Annotated in this window: 21 protein-coding genes and 3 pseudogenes; 3 read left to right on the forward strand and 21 right to left on the reverse strand. The window is 63.7% G+C overall.

What is annotated here, in order from left to right; all coding sequences use genetic code 11:
* Positions 1-297: 297 nt before the first annotated feature.
* A pseudogene (locus tag BRX37_RS03660) lies at positions 298-489 on the forward strand (sulfite exporter TauE/SafE family protein); the annotation flags it as partial.
* Between the two features lie 116 nt (positions 490-605).
* On the opposite strand, the gene BRX37_RS03665 reads toward BRX37_RS03660, so the two are convergent.
* The 3 genes from BRX37_RS03665 to BRX37_RS27565 form a co-directional block, all read right to left on the reverse strand.
* On the reverse strand, positions 606-1,943 hold the full coding sequence (locus tag BRX37_RS03665) for a S41 family peptidase (protein ID WP_164522399.1): 1,338 nt from the start codon (positions 1,941-1,943) through the stop codon (positions 606-608).
* A 183-nt stretch (positions 1,944-2,126) separates the two neighbouring features.
* A complete protein-coding gene (locus BRX37_RS03670; protein ID WP_164522400.1) occupies positions 2,127-2,795 on the reverse strand; it encodes a hypothetical protein in 669 nt (222 codons plus the stop codon).
* A gap of 45 nt (positions 2,796-2,840) precedes the next feature.
* Complete coding sequence (locus BRX37_RS27565; protein ID WP_125985560.1) at positions 2,841-3,272, reverse strand: MarR family winged helix-turn-helix transcriptional regulator; 432 nt, start codon at positions 3,270-3,272, stop codon at positions 2,841-2,843.
* A 388-nt stretch (positions 3,273-3,660) separates the two neighbouring features.
* On the opposite strand from BRX37_RS27565, the gene BRX37_RS03680 reads away from it, so the two are divergent.
* The gene (locus BRX37_RS03680; protein ID WP_125985561.1) at positions 3,661-3,900 is read left to right on the forward strand and encodes a hypothetical protein; all 240 of its coding nucleotides are present in this window, start codon (positions 3,661-3,663) and stop codon (positions 3,898-3,900) included.
* A 193-nt stretch (positions 3,901-4,093) separates the two neighbouring features.
* On the opposite strand, the gene BRX37_RS03685 is transcribed toward BRX37_RS03680, so the two are convergent.
* The 16 genes and pseudogenes from BRX37_RS03685 to BRX37_RS26605 all read right to left on the reverse strand — a co-directional run bounded on the left by BRX37_RS03685 (position 4,094) and on the right by BRX37_RS26605 (position 15,689).
* Positions 4,094-4,525 (reverse strand): CopG family transcriptional regulator, encoded by a 432-nt coding sequence (locus BRX37_RS03685; protein ID WP_125985562.1) that lies wholly within the window; start codon positions 4,523-4,525, stop codon positions 4,094-4,096.
* Positions 4,522-6,585, reverse strand: coding sequence for a conjugal transfer protein TraG (locus BRX37_RS03690; protein WP_125985563.1), 2,064 nt, complete (start codon positions 6,583-6,585; stop codon positions 4,522-4,524). Before BRX37_RS03690 ends, BRX37_RS03685 begins: the two co-directional genes overlap by 4 nt.
* A 34-nt stretch (positions 6,586-6,619) precedes the next feature.
* On the reverse strand, positions 6,620-8,365 hold the full coding sequence (locus tag BRX37_RS03695) for a relaxase/mobilization nuclease domain-containing protein (protein ID WP_125985564.1): 1,746 nt from the start codon (positions 8,363-8,365) through the stop codon (positions 6,620-6,622).
* A gap of 244 nt (positions 8,366-8,609) precedes the next feature.
* Positions 8,610-9,410, reverse strand: coding sequence for a lytic transglycosylase domain-containing protein (locus BRX37_RS03700; protein WP_486056094.1), 801 nt, complete (start codon positions 9,408-9,410; stop codon positions 8,610-8,612).
* A gap of 3 nt (positions 9,411-9,413) precedes the next feature.
* Positions 9,414-9,758, reverse strand: coding sequence for a DUF736 domain-containing protein (locus BRX37_RS03705; protein ID WP_125985565.1), 345 nt, complete (start codon positions 9,756-9,758; stop codon positions 9,414-9,416).
* Positions 9,749-10,348, reverse strand: coding sequence for a S26 family signal peptidase (locus BRX37_RS03710; protein ID WP_125985566.1), 600 nt, complete (start codon positions 10,346-10,348; stop codon positions 9,749-9,751). Before BRX37_RS03710 ends, BRX37_RS03705 begins: the two co-directional genes overlap by 10 nt.
* Entirely contained in the window at positions 10,345-10,863 is a 519-nt protein-coding gene (locus tag BRX37_RS03715) for a DUF2840 domain-containing protein (RefSeq protein ID WP_125985567.1), read from the reverse strand. Before BRX37_RS03715 ends, BRX37_RS03710 begins: the two co-directional genes overlap by 4 nt.
* Positions 10,860-11,630, reverse strand: coding sequence for a DNA-methyltransferase (locus tag BRX37_RS03720; RefSeq protein WP_125985568.1), 771 nt, complete (start codon positions 11,628-11,630; stop codon positions 10,860-10,862). The genes BRX37_RS03715 and BRX37_RS03720 overlap by 4 nt, the downstream gene beginning before the upstream one ends.
* A gap of 256 nt (positions 11,631-11,886) precedes the next feature.
* The gene (locus tag BRX37_RS03730) at positions 11,887-12,771 is read right to left on the reverse strand and encodes a replication initiator protein A (protein WP_125985570.1); all 885 of its coding nucleotides are present in this window, start codon (positions 12,769-12,771) and stop codon (positions 11,887-11,889) included.
* Positions 12,772-12,775: 4 nt separating this feature from the next.
* Positions 12,776-13,036, reverse strand: coding sequence for a helix-turn-helix transcriptional regulator (locus BRX37_RS03735; RefSeq protein WP_125985571.1), 261 nt, complete (start codon positions 13,034-13,036; stop codon positions 12,776-12,778).
* A gap of 133 nt (positions 13,037-13,169) precedes the next feature.
* Positions 13,170-13,514 (reverse strand): DUF2285 domain-containing protein, encoded by a 345-nt coding sequence (locus BRX37_RS27040; protein ID WP_206434105.1) that lies wholly within the window; start codon positions 13,512-13,514, stop codon positions 13,170-13,172.
* 63 nt (positions 13,515-13,577) lie between these two features.
* Positions 13,578-13,718, reverse strand: a pseudogene (locus BRX37_RS27570) (hypothetical protein); the annotation flags it as partial.
* Between the two features lie 103 nt (positions 13,719-13,821).
* A pseudogene (locus tag BRX37_RS27575) lies at positions 13,822-13,941 on the reverse strand (transcriptional regulator domain-containing protein); the annotation flags it as partial.
* Between the two features lie 135 nt (positions 13,942-14,076).
* Positions 14,077-14,394: a DUF736 domain-containing protein gene (locus BRX37_RS03750; protein ID WP_125985604.1), complete on the reverse strand. Its 318-nt coding sequence runs from the start codon at positions 14,392-14,394 to the stop codon at positions 14,077-14,079.
* A 530-nt stretch (positions 14,395-14,924) separates the two neighbouring features.
* Positions 14,925-15,374, reverse strand: coding sequence for a hypothetical protein (locus tag BRX37_RS03755; RefSeq protein WP_125985573.1), 450 nt, complete (start codon positions 15,372-15,374; stop codon positions 14,925-14,927).
* 147 nt (positions 15,375-15,521) lie between these two features.
* On the reverse strand, positions 15,522-15,689 hold the full coding sequence (locus tag BRX37_RS26605; RefSeq protein WP_164522401.1) for a hypothetical protein: 168 nt from the start codon (positions 15,687-15,689) through the stop codon (positions 15,522-15,524).
* A gap of 418 nt (positions 15,690-16,107) precedes the next feature.
* Here BRX37_RS26605 and BRX37_RS03760 point away from each other — a divergent pair, with 418 nt between their 5' ends.
* Complete coding sequence (locus BRX37_RS03760; RefSeq protein ID WP_125985574.1) at positions 16,108-16,383, forward strand: HU family DNA-binding protein; 276 nt, start codon at positions 16,108-16,110, stop codon at positions 16,381-16,383.
* Positions 16,384-16,431: 48 nt separating this feature from the next.
* Here the strand turns inward: BRX37_RS03760 and BRX37_RS03765 are convergent, their stop codons facing one another.
* Both BRX37_RS03765 and BRX37_RS03770 read right to left on the reverse strand, forming a co-directional pair.
* On the reverse strand, positions 16,432-16,740 hold the full coding sequence (locus tag BRX37_RS03765) for a hypothetical protein (RefSeq protein ID WP_125985575.1): 309 nt from the start codon (positions 16,738-16,740) through the stop codon (positions 16,432-16,434).
* Between the two features lie 67 nt (positions 16,741-16,807).
* A complete protein-coding gene (locus BRX37_RS03770) occupies positions 16,808-17,128 on the reverse strand; it encodes a DUF736 domain-containing protein (protein WP_017502046.1) in 321 nt (106 codons plus the stop codon).
* Between the last annotated feature and the right edge of the window lie 387 nt (positions 17,129-17,515).

Here is a 17,515-nt window from a genome sequence, read left to right on the forward strand (position 1 = left end):
ATCCCCGTTTCTCAGCGCGGAGCAGATGTGTCCGCGCGACGGGGATGATTAAGAGACGCAGAAAAGGTAGGGATTCAACAGGGATTTACGGTCGTAGCAGGCTGGCGAAGGAATACAGGAAGTAGCGTAGCAACAGATCTGGCCGTGGCCCCGAAATGTCGGATCGGCTGCTGCCGTTGTAGCCGACTCGAGGGACTATCTTCTTCAATGGTAGCTATCCGTTCCTTGGCCTTTTCTGGGTGGATATCCCGCAGTATCTCAGTTTGAATTTCCGCTCCCGACCGCTAACGACGAATTCATGCCGCGCTGGGACAGTTCACCCGCGCGAACCTGACGGCCACGGCGATGCTGGTGCCGGTGGCGGTCGCGGCGACCATGGCCGGGGTCTGGCTGGTCCGCCGCGTCGATGCCGCGCGTTTCTACACGCTCATCTATGTGCTGATGGTGCTGCTGGGGATCAAGCTGATGGCCGACGCGGCGATGGCCTGAATCCAATGGCCTCCATGCCCATTCCGACTTTGGCGCTTGAACGACAGGTTACATCGAAGGCCGACCTACCGGATATCACCTGTTTGTCGGGCATCATTGTGGGTTAGATGGTGGGATTAGCGTCGTGATTTTCTCCGTAACAGTGTTTGAGCGCGCCTAATGCCGTCTGGCAGCCGAGTAGCCGTGATCTGTCCAGCATAGGCGGCGCCGTCATTCCAGCGTACACCCGTCGGTATGTCTGGAACTATTCCGCCGACTTCGTTGCTCCCATCTTGTCGAAAACGAGCGCAGTTTGGCAATTCGAGCTTTGCTCCGCTGTGGGGAAGCGTGATCGCATCGTTGCCATCGAGGTGGCCACAGCCAGCACCACCGGTTCGCGTCCCCATCACGACTGCCGCACTGTTATCTTGCATCAGTGCTGCAAATTGTTCAGCCGCTGACCAAGTCTGGTCATCGACCAGAACAATTGACGGTCCTTTCCAAACGCTATCGCGATAGGGGAATTGTGCTGGGCTAAAGATTTCGGGTCCCCATTTCCTGCCATCAAGTCGTCCTGCTGGCAATTCGGGAAGAAGTCCGCTGGCGAACCCAGCGGAGGCGAGGAGTGGGCATGAAGCACACGGCTTTACCTGATTGGCGATTGCATCAGCGCGCTTGGCCAAATCCAGCAATATTGTCTGATCCTCTGGGCGTCCTATCTCAGCTTCCCGACGTAACTTCTGCGCAAGCCCACTCCAGCGCTTCACCCAGTTATTGTTACGTATGACCCGAATTTGCGCCGACCTTAGCGGCACAGGGGAGACGATGCGTGCCGCCGCTTCGGTCCATTCCGTCCCGCCCCCATTGCGGGTCAAATCTATCAGCAGCACTTGGGCACCTGCCGCTTGAAGCACCTCAACGGTTTTCATTAAATCGCGCGTCATCAACGCATACGCTTCGGTGAGCACACGATCGTCGCAGGCATCGTCGCACGGCTTGTTGAAAGCGGTTCGTGTGCTTATCACCGCCCGTCTGCATAAGGTCGGATAGCCTTGCGGAGAAAATACTCCTAGGCGAACGACACCGACCTTATGGTTACCGACTTGGACCGTTCCTGCGGCAAACGAGCCACCGCTATCAATAGGCCGGTAGCCAGGCAGTGATGCTGCGGTTCCAACCGTAACCTGTTCGGCATCATATCCTTTGGCAGCACAAAAGGTCTCTATTGTATCTGGTTGTGCAGCCGATGCCACTCCAGAGTTTGTTCGATTTCCTGCTAATGCGGCTTTCGGCCAATGCAGTACGACGTGCCCGTCATTGAAGCGTTCGATCAGGCTATCGAGCGCGCGCCTGGCATCCCCATCGCTGTTCCCTTCTCGGATTGCATCCGCTGCACGGTTGAACCATCGATCGAGCGAAACCTCCCGCTGTCCCGTCAGCCAATCACGATTTGGGTAGCTGTGGTCGATAGCCATCCGAAGCTGATCGAGGTCCGCTATCCAAGGCGCGGGATTCCAAATGGGCGCGGCGGCAAGTGAAAGAAAGGCGACGATCGAGAGGCAGGCGGCCCTAAAACCACAGTTCATTCGACCGTTACCTCTCGTGATTGCAGCAACGAGACTTGCTTACACCTAATCGAAAATCAACGCCAATCGCGGCTATGTCCGGCAATCACATGACGAGCGGTATGACGAAAAGGCCTGATTATCGTGATCCGATTGGACAATGCTTAATTTACGACGCGACGGTATGTTGCGGGTAAAAGCATCGTTGGGACGCCTATCGGCCGTGGTGTTTGTCCAAATCATGGGAAACGCGCCGAAGCGTAACCCATTGCCATCTATCCAAGCAGAATCGAAAAGAGTGGTTCCTTTCGTAGGAAATGAAAAAGGATTGCATCGCCGCCCTGCGACTGATTTTGGTACATTGATTCGCCATCCGTCCAAGCCACAGCCATGGTCATCACCGAGATTATATTGGGCCACAACATCCGGTGCTTGTGGCGTAAAATCAATCTGATGGACAGTATGGATGATAGAAGCAGGGCCATTATCTGACTGCTGGATCGTGGCAGTACCGCGATAATTCACCTTTAGCACAAGTGCCTTGCACTCGCTTGTCGCAAACATCTTAGTTTCGGCTTCTATTTGACCATCAGCAAGATTTACGCGAGTGATAATGCCGTGCCTGCCATCTTTTCCTATTGGCTGGCATTCTGAAATCCAATTACCCATCAAGCTGTTAAGCTGGCGCTGTGGTGGAGATGCCGTAGTTCCAACTGCAAACGCGAAACCCGCTAAGGCGAATATCATCTGATGATTCTCCATTAATAGAACATCATGCAAGAATACGTAGCTACGCTACGGTTTTAGTCAATCCTGCTGTTCCATGGATCGGATTGCCTCCGTCAGCGCGCGTGCCAACTCATTAACCGCACCCGCTGACATACGCGCGAGGACCGCATTGACAGCTTCAACCCGATTAGCGGAAATGCTTTCGTATAAGACACGCCCCGAAGCCGTGAGCACAAGCTGTCGCTGACGTCGATCCCGCAATTCTATTCGGCGTTCAACGGCACCGAGCCTTTCCAGTCCGCCGACAATTCGGCTCATCGTTGGATGCGCGACTCTCTCGACCCGCGCCAATTCAACTACGGAGACGGGACCACGTTCATAGAGGACCGCAAGCGCCGAATATTGGGCACTTCCAAGCCCTTGCTTCCCATGAGCGGAACGAGCCAGCCTAAGTAGGCGAGTGGCGAGTAATTGAAGCCGTATGGCGGCGTCTTGGCGTTCAGAAATCATAATCCGATACTGGAAGACTGAGTGATTCTAATCAATCCGAGCGCTACGGGGGGAAACCGCGCCGCAATCACATGAATCTCAGGCAGTCGCCACGCGGTTCCGCTGAAAATCCGCGCACGCAGGAGTTGCGCGGTCCTGTGATCCCGTGGAATGTCCAAAATTCCTGTCGGATTGAGAAAGTGTCCGACAACGCCAGTCGCAGGGTTTTCCGTCAGGGGGCGTCGGCGCGGATCTCGCATCTGGGCGCGACCGCCAGCATGGACCGACGCATTTCATGCCATAGCCGCCGCCCTCAAGCCTCGCGGTATATCTGGCCCGTTCTATCCGCCGCCCCTTTCTGTACTCTCTGGCCTTTGCCAGCAGATACGATGTGCGATAACGTGAGGGGATGGACCGCCCGCCGCCCTCTAATGACGACGATGGATGCCTTGAAGGTAACGACACCATGCGACGCGTGGCGGCTGCAAAATACCTCCTGAAGCTCATGAGGGACCCCGAGGCCCGACAGCGCGAGATAGATCGCCTAGGTTTCGATCCGGTCGAGACGGCTGCAGAGATGATGCGCGAGAAGCTGGGTTTCGACCCGGATGACTACGAAGGACAGGACGAGCCCGCAAACGACGCTTGAGAGTCAGGAGCCATCTCGCCAGAGAGAACCGTTCGCTCAACGCTGACCACATTTCAGGTGTTTCGCGACGCTTGCTCGTCCATGTACCATGCGAATGGCAGGTTCCTCCGAAAACAGACGCTTTCGGGTTCTGCCCGGAACGATGGGTTTTGTCCCAATCTCCGCCTTGGGTGGATACCGCAGATTCCCAAATTCAAACTGAGACATCACCAGATCTCGTAACATCCTGCGCCACTTCCGTTCGGAAACGCGGACCCAGCTCCATCCGTCTGTTCAGCATATCGACGAAGCGCTCCCATCGCTCACGGCCCTGTGCCCGTGCTGCCTTGGACACATTGTCGGGAAGCGCAGGCGTCGCATTGAGCCAGTTGCGCACGAACAGCGCCAGCGTCTCGTTCGACAGTTCGACATTCCATTCGAGCCGCCCGAGATCACGGGTCAGACGGTCGAGCCGCCGCGCCAGCGCCGCTTCCAGCCGCTCGGCCACATCTGGCGACAGGAAGGATTCCAGTGCCGCCTCGATAATGGCGGCCTGCGTGGTCCGGCGCGCGGATGCGTGGTCGGCGAGCCGGCGTGCGATATCCGCCGGCAGGCGGATGCTGCGCTTGACGTGACCGGCGCTCACAGCACGATCCCATCGTCAGGATCGAGCGACGCATTGCGGGCGTTGCGTTTCATGAGGCGTTCGGCCTGCCGCCTGGCGCGTGCGGCCTCGTCGTCCTGCATATCCTCGTCGGGTGCATCGTCAGGCGCCTGATCCTTCGCCGGGGGAATGATTTCCTCATGCTCGCCCAGCTCCGGCTCGCGACGAATGCCGGCGTTGGCCGGATCGCCGCTGGTATCGGCCCGATCTTCTCCCGCCGGACGCTGTTCGCCAACGCCATCAGGGCCGCCATTGTCGGCACGCGCCTTGTCGACGGCCCGATCCGTGACCGGCGTGGGCGGTGGGTCGACCGGCTCGAGGTTCGACCAGTCGTCCTTGGAACGGCGCTTCGGGTCGAGCGGCTGCACCTTTGGCGGCGGCAGCAGCCGCGCGGTGAAGCGCGGGTCGGTGAAGTAGCGGGCCTTGTCCGCCCGAATCGGCGGGATGCCAGCGGCCATGACGATTTCCTCGTCTTCCGATAATTGCATGATCTCGCCCGGCGTAAGCAGCGGCCGCGCGGTCTCGGTGCGCGAGACCATGAGGTGTCCGAGCCAGGGCGACAGCCGGTGCCCGGCATAATTCTTCATCGCGCGCATCTCGGTGGCCGTGCCGAGCGCGTCGGAGATGCGCTTGGCGGTGCGCTCGTCATTGGTCGCGAACGCCACGCGCACATGACAATTGTCGAGGATCGCGTTGTTCTGCCCATAGGCCTTCTCGATCTGGTTGAGGCTCTGGGCGATAAGAAAGCCCTTGATCCCGTAACCCGCCATGAAGGCAAGCGCGCTTTCGAAGAAGTCGAGCCGCCCCAATGCCGGAAACTCGTCGAGCATGAGCAGCAGGCGATGCGGACGGCCCTTGGGGTTCAATTCCTCAGTCAGCCGTCGGCCAACCTGGTTGAGGATCAGACGGATGAGCGGCTTGGTGCGGCTGATGTCGGAGGGCGGCACAACCAGATAGAGCGAGACCGGCAGCGGCCCATCCACCAGATCGGCGATGCGCCAGTCACAGGCGCGCGTCACCTTCGCGACGATCGGATCGCGGTAGAGCCCGAGGAAGGACATAGCAGTGGAAAGCACACCCGATCGCTCATTTTCCGACTTGTTGAGCAGTTCGCGCGCGGCCGACGCCACTACCGGATGAACGCCGGCCTCGCCCAGATGCGGCGTGGTCATCATCGCGCGCAGCGTGGTCTCGATCGGGCGACGCGGGTCAGAGAGGAAGGCGGCGACGCCGGCCAGTGTCTTGTCTTCTTCGGCGTAGAGGACATGGAGGATCGCGCCGACCAGCAGCGCATGGCTGGTCTTTTCCCAGTGGTTGCGCTTCTCCAGGCTACCTTCGGGGTCGACCAGCACGTCAGCGACATTCTGCACGTCGCGCACTTCCCATTCGCCTTTACGTACTTCGAGCAGCGGGTTGTAGGCAGCGCTCGTCGGATTGGTGGGATCGAACAGCAGGACACGGCCATGGCGGGCGCGAAAGCCGGAGGTGAGCTGCCAGTTCTCTCCCTTGATGTCATGGACGATGCAGCTTCCCGGCCAGGTGAGTAGCGAGGGGATGACGAGACCGACGCCCTTGCCCGAGCGGGTCGGCGCGAAGCACAGCACATGCTCAGGCCCGTCGTGGCGCAGATAGCGGTCGGTGAAGAGGCCGAGGATCAGCCCATCGTCGCCGAGCATCTTCACCCGCTTCACTTCACGCTCGCTGGCCCAACGCGCCGAGCCATAGGTTTCCGCCTTTTTGGCCTCGCGCGCCCGCCATACCGACATCGCGATCGCGATCACGATGCCGGCCATTGCGCCCGACACCGCGATGAGCGCGCCGGTCTCGAAGATCCTGGGCGCATATGCATCGAACGCGAACCACCACCAGAAGAAAGCTGGCGGCGGGTAGATTGGCCATGGCCCAAGCCAGAACCATGGCGCACCCAGTTCGGGCTGATAAGCCAGCGCATGCGCGGTCCATTGGGTCGCCGCCCAGATGCCAGCGAGCGTAACGCCGAACACGGCGATGACCTGACCCCAGAGGATACGGGTCGCGTTCATGAGAAGATGCTCCTGAGTGTGAGGATGTGGAAGGTCACAGGCCCAGCCCCCGACCACGGCCGAGCGACCAGTCGACGGTGCCGCCGGGGTTCATGGTGCCGCTGATATGTTTGCCCAGATGCTGGTCGAGCGCCGGTCGCCAGGGGACGAGCTGGAACCCCAACCCGTCATCGATCATCGCGAACCGGCCCGAGGCGAGCGTCACGCGCTCGCGATAGACCCCGCTCACATAGTCGCCGACCGCCGATGGCCGATGAGCAAGGCCGGTGCGCCGGGCGATGGCCTCGATCTCCTGATCAACGTCACTCGCCCTCAGCGTGGCGATCAGGTCGTGCGCGAACAGGAAGCCGACGCCGCGCCGCTGCGCGAGCCCCATGCCTTCGAGATGGCGCGAGCGCGCATCCATCGCATCGCGGATTTCGGCGCCGAACCTGCTGCCCAGCGCCAGCGGCTCGCGGGCGATGAGCTGGCGATCGAGCCAGGTCGCGCCAGGCGCCTTCACCTGCTCGGCCAATGTCAGGTCGCTGCGCGTGGCGAGCGACAGGCGGCTATTGCCCCTGGCGTCCTGCCAGCTTCGCGTCTCGACGATGGCGCCGGGTTTCGCGTCGCCGGTCATCTCCATATCGTCGAAGCGCAGATGATGGGTGCGGCCGTCGGCGCCCTCGATCACGGCATAAGCGGTGCCAGTCAGTTCATCATGCAGTCCGCGTTCGACGAGGCGGCCGATGATGGGATCGGCGGGGGCATCGCCATGCAAGGCGAAACTGCCGGGGTCGATCGCATGGCCGCCATCGCGCATCGCGCGGTGCATGGTCTTGATGATGTCGCCGCGGATGGAGAGATCGCGCAGCGTCTGTTCAGCATCAGGCCGGATCGACCAGACCGCCGGCCCTTGCGCGTAGGCCAGCCCCAACCGCTCCAGTTTTATGGCGCGCCCGACCAGCAGCCGGCGCATCTCGGGATCGTCCGAGCCATCAGGGCGAAGATCGACCATGCCGCTGACGCCATCGGCCATCCGTTGCAGCCGCCGATCAAGGCTGGTCCAGCGATCGGCCTCCACCTCCCGTTCAAGCGCGATGCGGATTTCCTGCTCGGTGCGCAGGCCCAGTTCCGCGGTGACCCGCTCCTCGGCGCGGGTGCGCATGCCTTCGCGGATATAGTCACGATCGATGACGAGATCAGCGCCACGCTCATCGATGCCGCGCACGAGGACATGGATATGGGGATTGTCGGTATTCCAGTGATCGACCGCCACCCAGTCGAGCCGGGTGCCGAGGTCGCGCGCCATGTCATCCATCAGCTCGCGGGTGAAGGCGCGCAGACCGGTCATCCGCCCGGCATCCTCGGGCGAGACGATGAAGCGGAAATGATGCCGATCGTCCTCGCACCTCTCGGCGAAGGCATCGCCATCCACCTGATCCGAGCGCGCGTCGAACAGGCTGGCGTCGCGCCCGTCGCGCGTCACCCCGTCACGTTTGAGATAGGCGATATGGCGGGCGAGCGGCGCGGAGCGGAACTTCGATCCCTTGTGCCGCACGACACGGGCCTTGATGACGACGCGCCTGGCATTGGCGGGCGCCCCCGCCCTCAATCGCGCGATACGGCCACGCCCATGATGCCCGGTGCCCTTGCCGCGCGAATCTCCCCTGCGGCTATAGCCCGCCTTCGCCGCCGCCCGACGGACCTGCGCCGCGAGGCTCTGGACCTTGCGCCCGGAGCCCTTGCCCGCGTCGCGGCTCCTTCCCGGCCGCACCTCGAAATCATCGTCGCCGGTGGCCATCACAGCGCTGAAATCCGCGCTGCCACCCGCCAACATGCTGATGTCGCGCGACAATCGGAAAGCCGCGCCACCGGGCCTATACCGGTGCCACCTAAAAATCCTCCTGACTTACAACCACATAAGGCCCCACAGGTGGCGGCCCTTTTATCTCGCCATCCACTTTCCCCTTCGATTTCAATGTGTTGACTTCTTCTCCGGCGCAGTAAATCCCGCGCCTGAAAACGCCAGCAGACGCCATGACCGCTCATGGCTCGCTCCGACCGGAAAGCGGGATGAAGAGGCCGTGCGGAGCAGGCGATGAGGGACGCGGCGCGGTAGCCGAAGGCGGCGAAGCTGGCGCGGTGACTGTGCCGCCAGGCTGCGCGACGGGCGCGGGATCGACGACAGTTTCGCTGCCGTCCGATGCGCCAGCGCCGCGCACCACGAACAGTGCAGCATCACGCCAGGATGGCGCAGCGGGCGGGCGCGGGACCGCAGGCAGAGCGACGGGCGAAGCGATGCCGGATGTGCCGAGGATCGGCGCGATCTTTGCGACATAGGCGATCGTCTCGGCGGGCAAGGGACGGCCACGCCGGCGCCAGTCGTCCACCCGCCCAGGTCCAGCATTATAGGCAGCAAAGGCGGTGGGCAGATCGCCATAGCGATCGACCATCTCGCGCAGATAAGCCGCGCCACCATGGATATTGGCGCGCACATCCCATGGAGTGTCGCCAAGCCCATAGCGCGCGGTCAGCATGGCCCATGTGGCAGGCATGATCTGCATGAGGCCAATGGCGCCGGCACGCGAGATTGCCGCTGGATCGCCATTACTCTCGACGCGCATCACCGCCCAGATCCACGTCTCGGGGATACCGAATCGTTGCGCCGCTTCGGTCACATGCGCCGCATAGGGATGTGCGGGCGCTGGCGCGTTCGCCGCAGCGGCGGGCATGACCGCGAGCACAGCAATGGCCGGGAAGAGGAAGGGTAACGAGCCGGTCAGGGCCGATGCGCCTGCGAGGCGAACGGCACCGGACCGGCAGCGCGATGCGAAGCGGGCGCGCACGAGTCACTCCGCCCTGGAGCGCCGCAGGCGCGGCGACCAGAGCAGGACATGCGCCTCCTCGTCGCGGTTGGAGTGCAGCAGATTGGCGCGGATCGGACGGGCGAAGCCGGGACAATCGAGCTGGAGCGTGATGAAGGCGCCGGTCTTGCCTTCATGGTTCCAGCCCGATCCAACCTCTTGGCCGATGCCGCCCGCGGCATCCGCGTCGGAGAGATGGACGCGCCAGTCCGGCGCGCGTTCATGCCCCGCAAAACCTGTGGGCACGAGCCGCAGCGCGACATCGAGCGTCAGTGTGTGAAGGCGGCCGGCGAAGCCGTCGCCTTCCGGACGGAAGTACCCTATTTGCATGGAACATCTCCTTGGTGGGTGATGGTTTGGGCCTCACGTGCAGGCGCCGAACGCCAGCGCAACGGCGCGTCGGGCGCGCTGCGGGTGAGGATCGGCGTCGCGCGGCCAATCAGGCCCGACGCCGGGACCGGCCCGAAATAGCGGCCGTCGAAACTGTCGAGCGCGGGGTTCAGCAGGAAGAGTTGATCTGCCCGAAGCACCCGGCAGCCGCGCCAGACCGGCAAGGGTCGGCCATGGCTATCGGTCAGCCGAGCGACGGCGACCGTGCGCCCGTCGATCGTCACCGCCGAATCGCGGCGGCAGATCGTAGCGCCCGGACGGGCCGCCACATGCTTGAGCAGCGGCACGCCGATGGGCAGATAGTGGCGCTCGCTCATGAACCGCGCCAGCGCGGGCGATGGCCGGTAGGCGACCATATCGCCGACCGCAGGCGTGTCGCCCGGATGCAGCCGATAGAGACCTATCGGCGCGCTCGCACTGGCGTTCCAGAGCAGGCGTGGCTGCGGGGAGAGCCACGCCACCGCCGCGAACAGGGCGATGAACAGCTCCGCGATGACGATCGTCACCAGCACATAGCCGAGGCGGGTCATTGGCCGAGCGCCTTGCGCCGCAGCCAGGCCCGATGCCGCTCGGGCGTATAGGCCCGCACCGGTTCGCCGGCGCTCAGACGGTTATGCGTGTGGCGCCAATGGTCGGGCGCGACCTCACACGGGTCGAGGCCCGCCACTTCGATCGCGTCGATCAGTTGGAGCACCCGCTGGACCTTCGGCCAGCCCTGGATCGAGAGCAGCAATTCGCCACCGGGCCGCACGAAGGGAGCGGTCGTATAGGGTTCGCCGGTACGAACTGCGCGCAATATGTCGATGCGCGAATGGATCGTGCCATAGTCATTGGCCGACCAGCGCACGAACGCGATCATGGCATCGGGCCGGAAGCTGACGATGCGCGTCTTGCGGCTGACGATCCGCTCGGCCGCGATCCGGCCGAAGCGGATCCAATGCTCGAGCCGCTTCTCGATCCAGATCAGTTCGATCTCGGTGCGGCAGCTACGGAGCGGCGGGACCGCGCCCGTGGGCGCGCGCTCGCCGGGCGGCGAATGGGTCATTTCTGGTCTCCAGGAAGAGGAAAGGATGCGGCCGGCACGCCGCCGAGCGGCAGCGTGGCGGCGATGCGGTCGTTGGCGCGGGCAGCCATGTCCGCGTCGATCACGCAGCCGAGATAGCGCCGGCCGGTCGCGCGGCAGGCTTCGCCGGCGGCGCCGGAACCGGCGAACCAGTCGCCGACCAGCCCGCCGGGCGGACAGCTTGTGCGGATCAGGATTTCGAGAAGACCGACCGGCTTCTCGGTCGGATGGATGGCGCGGCCGTGGCAGTTGCGCGCATAGATGACGGAGCGCATCAGGCGCGGCCCACCATCCTCGCTCACATAGTGACCCGCCTCGATGTGACCGGTATGCGGCGGACGGCGCTTGCGCCGGACCGTGCGCGCGGTCGCGTCCAGCGTCTTCTGGACATCATTGTAGATGCCGCCCCACGCGGCATCGTCGCGAATGAACTGCGCGGCCAGTTCATGAACGCGCTTGAAGCGATCGGCATGAAAGGCGCTGCCGTTCTGCTTCTCCCAGACCACTTCCTGCACAATGCGAAGTCCGGCGGCGGCAAATTCCTGCGCCACGCCGATGAAGCTGCGCAACGATCCGAACAGCCAGAGCGAACCCGACGGCGCGAGCGCATCGCGGGCAAGCGCGAGCCAGCCCTCGACGCGGCGGTCCCAGACGAGCGACGTGTCGCCATAGGGCGGGTCGGCCAGGATCATGTCGAAAGGCGCATGCGCGGGCATGAGCAGGCGGCAATCGCCGGTCAGGACCGTCATGACGCGGCCTTCCGCGCGGAGGGCCGTCGTGCCGATCGGCGCGACGGGAGCGCAGCGACGCAGCTGCCGAAATCCACAGCCCCGCGCCGGGTTAGGAAGAATATGAAATATTCTTCTCTATTAGGACGGTTAGAAGGACCCCGGTTTGGCGCGGATTTCTGCGGGTTTCGGGCGCTTCGCGGTTCCCGAAAGGACGACTCTCCGGTTCCCGAAAGGACGACTCCGGCGGTTCCTGATAGGACGACTCCCATGGCCGTTATCCACAGACCGGGAGCTTGAGACGGCGCATGGCGGCGTCGATCGGATCGGCAGGCACGGGCGCGAAGCCGAGCCGCTCCTTGCCGAAGCCATGCTCGATCCGCAGCGTATAGCCGGGCAAGGGCTGGCGCTTCACGATGCCGCGCAGTTCAAACGCGAAGCGTTTCAGCGGCGAGAGCGCGCCGGACTTCAGGTGCAGATGCTCGAAGTCGAAGCTCCAGCCTCCGGCCTGGCGGCCGCCATGCTTGCGCACGATGCGGTAGAGCCAGCGCTCCAGTCCGCCGGTCAGATCGAAATAGGCGCGGTCGATCGTCAGGATGAGCGCGCGATCGAGCACGCCGGCATAGAACCAGTCGGGCAGGATCAGCTCGATCCCGAGCGGGCGGCCCTGCGCATCGAGCCGCTCCTGCCATTCGTTGATCCAGGAGAAGCGATGACGGCGGCGCTGGTGCTGCTGACGGATCGAGGTCGCGACGGTCGTCGACTGGAGCCGGTCGAGCGCGGCCTTGAGGCGATCATAATTGTCGCGGCCGGTTCCGCGCCGGATATAAGTCAGAATTTCGTGCGGGGTCGTCGCCATCAGCCGGGAGGTCGGCCGCCCGGCATCGCGCGCTTCGACGAGCTGGCTCGCCGCCCAGATCAATATGTCGGCGTCCCAGATGGTCGCCATGCCATGCTCGGGCACGGCCTCGACCGAGATCCAGGTCTCGCCCATGCGGAAGTCGATCGGCGCGGAGCGGCGCGACTTGGCGAGGCTGAAGAAAGGCCAGGCCATGAGATCCTGCGCGTCGCGCGGCGCGGGATCGACCGCGACCGAACGGAAGAGGTCGAGCTGCTGCCGCTCGGGGCAGGCGATTGCCGATGGTGACAGGCGACGGCGCATCGTCTCAGCGTGCCGGCTGGCTATCGAAGCGCTTGGCGGGAAGGCAGACGCCGGTGCCGGGATCGGAGGTCGAACGGCGGCGGCCAAGTTCGGCCCAGGCGTCGAGCGCCTCGATCGAATAAACGACGCGCCCACCCAGCTTGTGGAAATTGGGGCCGGTGCCGTAGCAGCGATGCTTCTCGAGCGTGCGCGGCGAAAGGCCGAGCCGCGCGGCGGCGTCGGGGGTCTTGAGAAATTGCGGCGAATGCGGTGCGGGTTGATCCATGTTCTTCCTCCATCGAAGCCCGGACCGCGCACGGCGGCGATCGACCGGACTGGAGGAAAGTGGCGGAGCAGGACCGGCGGGAGGGAGCGGCTGTTTTACGCGCCGTCTTTTTGTCTCACCGCAGGCGGCGGGTTCAGCCCCGCAGCAGGGCGCGGTAGCCGCCGTTCATGAGCCCCATCGCTTCGTCGATGAGACGCTGGGTCCGCCGGCGCTCGGATGAGGATTTCCACTCATTGCCACGGCCGATCCTCATGTGGGGATAGACATGGCGGCATGCGATCTCGTGGGTCGTGATCGTGGAACGCTCACGGTCGAGGACGGCATCGAGTATGTCGAGCAGCATGGACAGACGCCGGCGCTGAAAAGGTGTGGGCGCAAAGCCCGGCGGCAGGCGCATGGGCGCGGCGCCCGCCAGTCTGCGGTGGAAGCGCTGGACGGCGCTATGGCGCAGGTCGATCGCGTCGTCCCGGACGAGCACGTAGGCGAGTGCGCTGCCCTTGAGCGGGTCGCGGACCCAGAGGCGATGCGGGCCGTCGATATCGCCGAGAATGAGATGACGGCCGGTCGAAAGCGTGCGGTCGGCCAGGATGATCGGCCAGGTGTCGATATCGAACGGCGCTGCGTCGGCTATCCCCGGCGGCGCCGTATCGAGGATGACGGTCGTGGGTGACAGCGCCGCCAGCCAGAGCGCGGGCTCGGCCGCGGCGAAGGCGGACGGCGCGCATGGGAAAGCTCAACCCCCATCGCCGGGCCATCACCTCCTGCTCCTGCACCGAACCCTCCCGCATACACCCGACCTTTTCCCAGTCCGCGCGATAGAGAGGATTGCGCCGCAGAAACTCCTGTGCAAATCCCGCCCGGTCGAGAAGGCGCCGGTCGCCGTCGCTTCCCTGTCCGCCGGGCATGGCTGCTCCCCTTCAGATTTGGGAGCGCAGGCTGCGGGCTATCGGATTTGCGGGCTATTCCAACATGGTGGGAGGCGGCTCCCCAGAAATGGGGATATCCGCCGGCTCGTGGAGGAGCCGGCGGATCGGTCGCGATCAGTCGCGGGTCTGCCGCGACGGGCGGTTCCAGACCAGGTCATATTCACCATCCTCGCCCGCGAAGAGTTGCGCGAAGACGGGAGCGGTGAAGCTGGGATCGTCGAGCTTGACCGAGAGATAGGGACGATCGTCGCTGGTCCGCTTGCTCCAGGCGGCCCCGACCTCGGCTTCGCCGATATGGACCCGATGGCTGGGCGCATTGCCGCTGGCGTTCTCGTCCGCGACGATGCGAACCGATTTGGCCTGAAGGGCGAGGGTCACGATCTGGCCCCGCAGTTCGCCTGAAACCTTCTTGAAGCTGCCGATCTTTGCCATTGTGCTGTTCCTTTCACTTCGAGCCGCGCCGATCGCGGCCTCGATGCGCCAGACCAGCCGGCAGGCGACCGGCGCCGCAGCCTCAAGGCCCGCAGCGTGAGCGGAGGACGGCGCGGGACGGAGTTTCTTGGTGCGCGAGGAACGGCGGAACGCCGTGGGGAAGAAAGTCCGGCACCGCGCCGTTGCGGCAAGCCGGGCGAGCGTCAGCATCCTGACGGCCATGTGCGCATTGAGACGAGGCCGTGATGGTGGCGGCGGTGACAGGGACGGCTTTGGCTGCTCCGGCCTTCCAGGGTTCAGGCAATTGCAGGGCCGGTTTCTCGCGATGTTCAGGTCCGTAACGCACCGTCCCGGCAATGGACCGGGAAACCAGCCCGGCTGCCGGCTTTCGGTGTCGTCGGCCGGCTGGGCAATCGATCGCGTTCGGGCGCTTCCATCGGCAAGCCGCCGACTTCGCGATGCTCCATCCATAGCCCCTACGTGAAGGCCGTTCCCAATTATGCGATCTGAAACCGGTATGCGCGGCCCGATTATCGTGCGGTCCGCACCGGCGTCGTCGTCTGTGAAACTGCCCCCGGAGCCTCGGCACCCGTGAGCCGCGACCATGCGGCGAGTGCAATGACGATGGCGCCGGTCCAGCTCAGCACCGAGAGCAGCGTGCCCGGATCGAACGCAAGCCGCATGATCCCCTGAATGGCGTGATAGCCCGCAATGCCGGTCGGGATCGCGAACATCAGCGCAAGGGCCGGTCGAAGGATGGGCGCGCGAATGAACGCGAACAGGAATTGGCCGATCAACAGGATCGCAATCCCCGCAGCAAGACCACCGAAAATCGCGGCGAAATAGCCGTGGTCATGATCGCGCATCCAGAAGGCGATGCTGATGCCGGCACCGACCGGCAGCGCATGGACGGCGAGATTGAACAGCAGCCAGATCATGTAGAGGCCGGCGAACAGGCCGAGTATGAGAAAGATGGTCATGAGATGCGTCCTTTCGAATGACGAATGATCGTCGGACGCGCTCTCCGCCACCTCCACAGCGCTATGATGCGGCGCCAGAATAACGCGGAGGATATGCGAACGAAACGGGAAATCGTCTCGCTCATGACGTGAAGGCGTGTCCGCCCATCAGGATGGAAACGGGTCATATTCGCGCACCAGGTTCGCCGGGTTGCCGTCGAACTCGTCCCAGGGCATCACAGCGTAATCGCCAGTGTCGGTCCGCACGAGGACGATGACCGTCATCAGCGTCTTCGCGAGGTTCCAGGCGAGTGACTGGGCGGTCTTGAGCGGCATGGCGTGAACTCCTGTCTTGAAGGAGCGGAGACCATCCCCGCTCGACAGGTGCCCCGGCGGCCGGGGGCTGGCCGCAATCACCGCGCCGGGGGTTCACCCCAAGCGGCTGCACGCGAAGCGTAGCGGACCCTTTACGGGTTGATTGAAGGAGGCCGGACTTCGGCCAAGGGATCAGCGCCTATCGAGAGCGGGGATGGTCTTCGTACCGGGCAGGTCATCCTGTTGCCGCTGCCGCACGGTCGCTCGACTGGAACCTCTCCCTCACCGACGCGCCGTCCCCAAACCGGTGACCGACTGCGCCTGATCGGCATGCAAGAGAGAAGATGACCGCGACGTGGCCGCTGCCTAGATATGGCCGGGCCGTCAGGGACAATCATGATTCGAGCCTGGCGGGACAGTTTAGGAAGTGGAGATATTCGTGAACAATAATGATCTGGCCGAAGCGCTGGCCACCGGGAGCGGGATCACCAAGGCTGACGCCCGCAAATATGTCGACGGCGTCTTCGCCGCGATTGCCGAGGCGGCCGCAAAGGGAGAAGAGATTTCGTTGAACGGCTTCGGCAAATTCAAGGTGAAAGACAGCCCCGCGCGCGAAGGGCGCAATCCGGCCAATGGCGAAACCATCCAGATCGCCGCGTCAAAGAAGCTGACCTTCGCGCCTGCCAAGGCGGTGAAGGACAAGCTGAACGGCTGAGGATGGCAAAGCCGGGACAGGCGCGGACCTGTCCCGGCAAGCGTGATATCAGCGGATTGCCCAGTCTGCGCGTTCGGCAAGCGATGGCCGCGACGGCTGCGCCGCTTCATGCGCCATATCGGCGATGTCGCGCTCGGCGAGATTTTCGAGCGCGTAACCTTGCCGCTCGGCAGGCGCGATGAGCGCGCCGAGGCTGGAATATTCGTCAAAGCGTATGCCCAGCCAGAGGCCGGGTTCGTCGCGTTCCTCGTCTTCGAACGCCTGTAGGAAGTAGGTCCGCATCGGAGGGTCGTATCCGATCACGGCATTGTCGTCGGTTCTCGTCGCGGACCGGACGGTGACGGGATGACGGCTCATGGGCGCATCCTTTCCTGTCTGGAGACCAAACGAAGCGGCCCCGCCCGGAGGCGGGGCCGGTGCCGGATCAGGCCGGCGGGTTCCAGATGATGACCTTCTTCATCGGGTCATCGCCCGGCGCGTTGGCGACATTGCCGTAGATGGTCCCGAACTCCGGGGCGGACAGCGACACCGAGACATATTCGGCGCCCGTGGCCTGCGAGTAGCGGTTCCAGCCGGCGCCCAGCTCGAAGCCGTTCTTGCGGCTGATGATCCGGAAGTCGGGCTCGCTCTCCTTCGCCTTGCGGGCGTTGGGGATGATCGCGATCGGCGCGGTGACGTTGAGCGTTGCCAGCGTGCCTTCGAGGCTGCCGTCGTTCTTCACGGTAAGGTTAGCGATAGTGGCCATGATCAAAACTCCTTCGGTTGCTCGGGGACCGTCCCCGATGGCGCCCAAAGGAGAGACCGGTTTGCCGACGTCACTGGAGTGCAAGCGGAAGGGAACCCCCTTGCGGGGTTGACGGCACAAGGCATGCCGAGGATCGTATTCAGGCGACAAATGAGGGGCCGGTCTCCATCAGCCGGAGAGGACCGCTCATCCTGGCCACCGTCATCCGATGAAGAATGATGTCTGTCGGCGTTCTGCGCACCTCTCCCGACCGTTCTCGCCCGCTTGAAGTAAATCCCCGAGCCAGCATCCAAACGATTGGACGCCGGCGTCAGTACCAGACGATGCATTTTCGCCGGTCCGGGCTCGACAGACCGGCGGCGCCACCAATCCGGAACGATCAGTTCT

Source organism: Sphingomonas sp. S-NIH.Pt3_0716, assembly GCF_003950715.1.
Lineage (GTDB): Bacteria > Pseudomonadota > Alphaproteobacteria > Sphingomonadales > Sphingomonadaceae > Sphingobium > Sphingobium yanoikuyae_A.